Below are 7,217 nucleotides of genomic sequence, written 5' to 3'. Positions count from 1 at the left end.
AAGGTACAAGTATAGATAATTATACTTGATTGAGGGTGTGTGCCACCATGATAGGGGAAGACCCAAACAGTTTTGCCGTGAAGCTTTATACCAAAGCGTCTTTTTACATTATTTGGTCAGGCCACTTTTCACCTTGCTCTCCTACAATCTCCACCGTCAAGGGCGAGTGAACGCGCTAACGCATGATGGCCTACCGTACTCAGGGATATTGTTATGACAACGTCGACCACCGCAACGCATCACGCCACCCTTGCCAACACCCCGCTACCAGAGGACGTACGCCAACCCCAGTACGATCGTAATGCACTCACAAGCCGCATGGTACACATCGGCTTTGGGGCGTTTCACCGTGCGCATCAGGCGCTGCTTACCGACCGCGTTCTGAGTCAACAAGGCGGTGACTGGGGATACTGTGAAGTGATCCTGTTTGGCGGTGAAAGCCTGATTAGCCAATTGCGTGAGCAGGACCACCGCTATACCGTGCTGGAAAAAGGGGCAGAAGGCAGTCAGGCCATTGTTATCGGTTCAGTCCACGAATCGCTACATGCACGTCTGGAAGGTATCTACACCGTGGTGGAAAAGCTGACAGAGCCACAAGTTAACATTGTTTCCCTGACGGTTACCGAGAAAGGCTACTGCATCGATCGTACCAGCGGCGGCGTAGACATCAATAATCCGCTGATCAAGCAAGATTTGGAATTGCCGACCGCGCCTGCTTCTGCACCAGGTCTGCTGGTAGAAGCACTGCGCGTGCGTCGTGAACGTGGCCTGAAAGCGTTTACCGTGCTTTCTTGCGATAACATGCCGGAAAACGGCAATGTGGTGAAACGCGCGGTGCTGGAGCTGGCACAGCTGCGCAGCACAGAGCTGGCGGACTGGATCGCGGCCAATGTCACTTTCCCCAACACCATGGTGGACCGCATCGTGCCTGCCGCCACGCCGGAAACGCTGGCTGAAGTGGAGCAGGCCATTGGCATCGCCGATCAGGTAGGCATCGCTTGCGAACCTTTCATTCAATGGGTGGTGGAAGACAACTTTGTTGCGGGTCGCCCACAATGGGAAGTGGCCGGCGCACAGTTGGTGGATGACGTTCTGCCGTTCGAAGAGATGAAGCTGCGCATGCTCAACGGTAGCCACTCCTTCCTGGTTTATCTGGGGTATCTGGCCGGTTACGAACATATTAATGGCTGCATGGCGGATGCCCATTACCGTCATGCGACTCAACGCTTGATTCTGGAAGAGCAGGCACCGACGCTGCACGTTAACGAAGATTTACCGGGCTATGCCGCGCAGTTGATTGCCCGTTTCACCAACCCGGCGCTGAAACACCGCACCTGGCAAATCGCCATGGACGGCACGCAGAAGCTACCGCAGCGTATGGTGGAGTCCGTGCGCTGGCACCTGCAAAACGGCAGCGATTACAATTGCCTGACGCTGGGCATCGCCGGTTGGATGCGTTATGTGGGCGGCGTGGATGACGCCGGTCAAACTATCGACGTACGCGATCCGATGGCAACACAACTGCGCGCTGTCGTCGATGCAACACAAGACGGTGCAGCACGCGTGCAGGCCCTGTTAGGATTAACGGCTATCTTCGGCGACGATCTGGCGAAGAATCAAGAGTTTGTACGCCGCGTGACCAAAGCGTACCTGCTGCTGAGTGAGAAAGGTGCGAAAGCGGCGGTATCAACGCTGTAACATCCCCTCGTTGTCCCCGGCATAGGCCGGGGACAACGAACAGAAGAAACGCGTGTAACCTGCAAGAGCACGGAAATCTCTTACAGGAGGCGCTGGAGCTATTGTTATTACGTTTCCTGCGGCGCAGGCACCGATTCAAACAGATAACCGTCGAACGCCGGATCGTCAACATCCGAAATTTCCAGCAGTTTATGCTTCACATTCTCCAGATGCTGCCACATCTCCTGACGCGCCTGTTTGGCATCGCGGCGGGTCACCGCGCGCAGAATACGTTGGTGATCGTCCAGCCACTGACGCTGGTAGCTGAAATCTACCGTGTGCGAGTGCAAACCGTGCCACATGGAGCTGCGTTTACGCGCCTGCCACACTTCATAAATCATATTGGCCAGCACGCTGTTTTGCGTTGATTGCGCCAGCAAACAGTGAAACAGCTCGTCCGCGCTCTCGTCTACGCTGCCGTTATCCAGCGCTTGACGCTCCTGATCGATAGCCTGCTTCATCTTGAGAATATCGGTCTTGGTCGCCTGCATAGCTGCAAAGGCTGCCACTTCGCTCTCCAGCAGTTGACGCGCCTGCATCAGTTCAAACGGACCGTAACCGCTCTCTGCATTGCGGTTCTTATCTTCGGTTGGAATCTGAATCACATACACGCCGGAGCCTTTACGCACCTCAATCAGTTTCTCTAGCTCCAGCATGATCAAGGCTTCACGCACCACACTGCGACTAACGGAAAAACTCTCTGCGATATCACGTTCGGGAGGAAGACGATCACCCACCTGATATTTGCCATCCAGAATATCTGTCCGAATCTTGTTACCGATGTCTTGATATAATCGCATTTTATTATTTTCCCTTCATAAATAACGATGGCGCAAAATTGGCCTGACCAAAGAATAAAAAATACGCAAATCTGACGCAAGTATAACATTAAGCTGTCACATAAATTGCCACCGGCTGCGCATTTGAACAAACCGCATCCACCGGAGCGCAGAGCACGCCAAGTTAGCTGACCGCTTACTACGGCGGTCGACCACCGTTGAAAGTAACGGCAAATCCATTGCCGAAAAATCCGCCATTCTCTATTATTCATTCGGAACTGCCTTGCGCTTATTTCACCGGACAACAATTCTCATCGGACAACAATGGATTCATCGATGGCATTGATGCGCTCTGCCCCTTTATCTCGCTCGCACTACTGGCGCGGCCTGTGTATGTTGATACTGCTGGCGTTTTTGAGCGCCTGTAGTCGCACACCTCCGCCTATTACGCCGTTAGGGCAGCCAACCTTTGCCCGCTATCAGCAGGAAGCTACGCGTTGGGTTGAGGAGCATCGGCGTTTTCAAACGCTGGATAAGGCGTTGGAATTAACCTGGAACACGCCGTCGGAAGCCCGACCGACAGGCACCGCACGCAAAGGCATATTGCTAGTACACGGTCTGGGGGATTCCCCTGGTTCGTTTACCGATATCATTCCGGCGCTGACACAGCGGGGCTTTCTGGTGCGCACCGTGCTGCTCCCCGGCTATGGCACACAACCCGCTGATTTGATGCCTGTTTCCGTAGAAGACTGGCGGCGCGTAGTGGCTGAGCAAGCCGCTTTGCTGCATAAAGAAGTGGGCGAGGTCTACCTGGGCGGCTTCTCGACGGGTGGCAATCTGGTGTTGGAATACGCCTTACAGCATCCGGAAATTCAGGGGCTGGTACTGTTTTCTCCCGCTATACGCTCTGACTAGCCGCTCGATTTTCTGGCTCCGCTGCTGGCCTCCGTGACCGATTGGCTGCGCCCGCCGCGACCGGGGCAGCCGCAGCAGATTGCTACGCGCTATCTGCGCGTTCCCACCAACGGTTTCGCACAATTTTATTACTCCAGCGCCAACGTACGCCACCTGTTGGCAAAAAGTCCCTACGACAAGCCGGTGCTGATGGTGCTGGGCGCAGCACGATTCGGTGCTCAATACCGCCGCCATGCTGGCACAGTTTGACAAGGTGTTCCCTCACCCAGCCCGTCGCGTCATTTGGTACGATAATCACCCGACACAGCCGGTATCCGAGCGCGTACTGGTGCGTGTCGATCGTCTGCCGGAATGACGCATCAGCCAGTTTTCCCACATGTCGATCCTGTTTTCCCCCGATAACCCACTCTATGGACGAACAGGGTCATTACGTTTATGTTCTAACGGCCCCGCCACACCCGCCGCCGATGACTGCAAGAAAAGAGAGGACGTGTGGTATTTCGACTGGGGCTACCAGGAGCCAGGAAAAACGCATATCCATTTAACCTTTAACCCCTATTTCGACTGGCAAAATCAGGTCATGGCCAGTGTATTGAACAGCGAAGGCACCGTTGCCGCAGCACCGTGATTGTGACAAGAAAAATCGGCGTCACAATAGCGTCATTAATACCGGGTAAAGTGTGGGGGGAATACGGTTTCCCCCACACTGGACTGATAGTGACCCAATGGACGCCACACCCGAGTTATCGCAGAACAGACCCTACAGAGGCGCTCCCACGGCCGCCGACTTATGCATTGTTACACCCGAGGCCAGCCCCGAAACGGATAACGCCACGGTCTTGCAGCTTTTCAATAAATACAAAGAATTGGTGAGTTTGCCAGTGGTAGAGAACGGCAGACCATTCGGGCTTATCAACCGTCATATTTTTTTGTCACAAATGTCGCGACCGTTTTATCGCGAGCTGTATGATAAAAAAAGCTGCATCGCTTTTATGGACAAAAATCCACTGATAGTCGATGCCAATGCCTCATTAAATACCGTTTATAATCAAATTGTTATTTCAGGAGGTAAATCGCTTACCGATGGTTTTATCATCACCCGCGAGGGCACCTATCTGGGCATTGGATTAGGCATCGACCTAATCAAAGCGGTATCGGACCTGCATTTGCAACAACACCAGCAGGTGATGCAAAGTATCGAGTACGCCAGCATCATCCAGCAGGCGATGATTTCCACCTCTGCGCAAACCATGTCTGCCACGCTGAGCGACTGGTGTCTGGCATGGCAGCCTCGCGACTGCGTGGGCGGCGATTGTTACGCGTTTAAAACCACGGCTGATGGCTGGCTGGCGGTGATAATCGATTGTACCGGTCACGGCGTCCCCGGCGCATTTATGACCCTGATCTTTGCCTCAGCGCTGGAACATGCGCTGGTTACCTGCCCCCCTGACGATCCCGCGCAGTTGCTGCAAATTATCAATCGCTACATCAAAAATACGCTGGGACAACAGCAGAACGGTGACAGCAGCTCAAATGATGGTTGTGACATCATTGCCGTACATATGAACACAGCCACGCGCAACCTGACCTGGGCCAGCGCGCGCATGGCGGCATTTATGCTGGCACAGGATGATAACGATGTGCGCCCGCTGACTACCGATCGCATGGGCGTCGGCTACACCGATACGCCCTACGACTATGCCTGGACTAACCATCGGTTAACGCTGGCAGATCGAGACCTGTTTTTCACCACCACGGATGGATTAACGGATCAGGTTGGCGGTGAGCGACGCATCATGTTTGGCAAACGTCGGCTTCAGGCAGCATTACTGCGCTACCGTGCATTACCGATGCCCGAACTGGCCCGACAATTACAACAAGAGCATCAACGCTACCAGGGTCAGCAGCCCCGACGGGACGACCTGACTTTTTGGGGCTTTAGACAGTGATTACAACCAGGCGACCTTGACCATGGCTATTCAACAGCACGGCACCTCAGCTTCCACCTTTCCCGGCAATGCGCCAGGAGAGTACGCCGCCCCACAGGGCGCGCTGTTCCACACCGGCGTGGCGCGCGATATCTCGCTCTAATATATCGGCTACTTTTCACAGAGCATCATCAGCTCACTGGCAGAAACGCTACGCCTCCAGTTTGAGAAAACCGAGGTACCCTCCCCGGTGCGGAGCAAATTGTTCTCCAGCTTTATCGAAATGGGCCAAAACATCACCCGTTACTCCGCCTTGCCGTTAACCACACCCGACCAGCAGCAGGAAGCGCGACAGGGCTCCGTCTGCCTTGGGTGGGAAGACGGGAAGTATTTCCTGTGGTGTGCCAACCCGGTACATCCCGAGGATATGGAGAAACTGCGGGTGCGGCTGGAACTGCTGCGCGCCATCACGGCAGACGAAATCAAAGTGGCCTACAAAGCATCGCTGCGTCAGAAAGCCCCCGCATGGAGCAAAGGTGCGGATATCGGGCTGTTAACCGTGGCACGAGACGCCAGCGAACCGTTGCAATTCACCTTTCAATCAGATGAATCAACGGGTTTATCCACGTTTTATCTGAAGGCGATCATCTGAAATGATAAATATAACTCGCATCGATAATGTTCATCTCGCCGGGACAGCATCCACTCCCAGCGTTGATTTTTGCTTTGACACACATCGGTTATCCCTTTCCGGTGAATCCTATCCAGAGAACGCCGCTGCGTTTTATCGGCCGCTGATCGAGAAGGTGGAAGCCTATCTTGCCGAGCTATCGCACCGCGATGACGCGCTCGCAACCGAAATCGAGGTGCATATTTCGCTGAGCTATTTCAACAGCTCCAGCACCAAAATGCTGTTTAGCCTGCTCAATGTGCTGCACCTGGCGGCGCAGGACTCGCTCGCTATCGCCCTGCACTGGTATCACAATTGTGAGGATGATATCGCTCAGGAGTTTGGCGAAGAGTTGCATATCGACTTCCCCGCGTTGGATTTTCACAGCCATATCATGGAGTAATCATGAGCACCTTTGAGCTGTTCACCCCGGAATATGACATCCTGCTCGCCGCGCGCAACGTGGCTGCTCAGCCTGACAGGCCCGCGTAAGTCTACCGGGATAGCCTGCTGGCACTGACCGAGCACTATCAGCGTCTGGTGCGTGAATCCCACGGACTAATCTCACGCAGCGATCGAGCAGAACGCGAATTGACGCGCTTAAAGCATCAGCTGGCCGATGAACTGGCCTACAAAGCGATACACGACCCGCTCACGGACGTCTACAACCGTGGTGCCATTATCGACATCATCAGTACGGTGCTCACGCAACGCCAGGCCTCGCTGATTGTGTTGGATATCGACCACTTCAAGCGGGTGAACGACAACTTTGGCCACCCAACAGGCGATGCGGTGATCTGCGAGCTGATCACCCGTGTGCGTCACGCACTGGGCGGTGTCGGCAGCATTGGGCGCGTGGGCGGAGAGAAGTTCACGATTTTGCTGGATAACGTTGCCCTGCAACAGGCCGTCCTGTATGCGCAGCGCATCCAAGACGATCTGAACCGCTCAAACCTGGCAGCGTTGCCTGCTTATCAGGTGACAGCCAGCTTTGGCGTCAGTTGGGCCCCGGCAACTACCGGATTTGATACCCTGTACAACGCCGCTGATGCCGCGCTGTATGAAGCCAAACAGCAAGGGCGTAACCGAGTGATGTTTCGCTAGGCCGATGTCTGCGTTCTCCAACGTAAAAAAAGGTAAAAATGGCAAGGAACGCCAGAGCACATTAGCGCGGCGTTGAGTCACTTT

The 7,217-nt window shown here is 54.5% G+C and carries 5 protein-coding genes and 2 pseudogenes; 6 read left to right on the top strand and 1 reads right to left on the bottom strand.

Annotated features, from left to right (window positions below; all coding sequences use genetic code 11):
• Positions 1-213 precede the first annotated feature (213 nt).
• The gene (locus tag CS369_RS01700; RefSeq protein ID WP_196905748.1) at positions 214-1,698 is read left to right on the top strand and encodes a mannitol dehydrogenase family protein; all 1,485 of its coding nucleotides are present in this window, start codon (positions 214-216) and stop codon (positions 1,696-1,698) included.
• 107 nt (positions 1,699-1,805) lie between these two features.
• On the opposite strand, the gene CS369_RS01695 is transcribed toward CS369_RS01700, so the two are convergent.
• Positions 1,806-2,537 (bottom strand): FCD domain-containing protein, encoded by a 732-nt coding sequence (locus CS369_RS01695; protein WP_196905747.1) that lies wholly within the window; start codon positions 2,535-2,537, stop codon positions 1,806-1,808.
• A gap of 315 nt (positions 2,538-2,852) precedes the next feature.
• Here CS369_RS01695 and CS369_RS01690 point away from each other — a divergent pair.
• The 5 genes and pseudogenes from CS369_RS01690 (at position 2,853) to CS369_RS01670 (ending at position 7,133) form a co-directional block, all read left to right on the top strand.
• Positions 2,853-4,059: pseudogene (locus tag CS369_RS01690) on the top strand (alpha/beta hydrolase).
• A gap of 97 nt (positions 4,060-4,156) precedes the next feature.
• Positions 4,157-5,380: a SpoIIE family protein phosphatase gene (locus CS369_RS01685; protein ID WP_196905746.1), complete on the top strand. Its 1,224-nt coding sequence runs from the start codon at positions 4,157-4,159 to the stop codon at positions 5,378-5,380.
• 145 nt (positions 5,381-5,525) lie between these two features.
• Positions 5,526-6,011 (top strand): SiaB family protein kinase, encoded by a 486-nt coding sequence (locus CS369_RS01680; RefSeq protein ID WP_280514698.1) that lies wholly within the window; start codon positions 5,526-5,528, stop codon positions 6,009-6,011.
• Between the two features lies 1 nt (position 6,012).
• Positions 6,013-6,432, top strand: coding sequence for a DUF1987 domain-containing protein (locus tag CS369_RS01675; RefSeq protein WP_196905745.1), 420 nt, complete (start codon positions 6,013-6,015; stop codon positions 6,430-6,432).
• Positions 6,433-6,434: 2 nt separating this feature from the next.
• Positions 6,435-7,133 (top strand): annotated as a pseudogene (locus tag CS369_RS01670) (GGDEF domain-containing protein).
• Positions 7,134-7,217 lie beyond the last annotated feature (84 nt).

This window comes from Candidatus Symbiopectobacterium sp. 'North America', from assembly GCF_015762685.1.
GTDB lineage: Bacteria > Pseudomonadota > Gammaproteobacteria > Enterobacterales > Enterobacteriaceae > Symbiopectobacterium.
The sequence above is the reverse complement of the archived record's forward strand: the minus strand, read 5'-3'. Positions and strand labels throughout refer to the sequence as shown.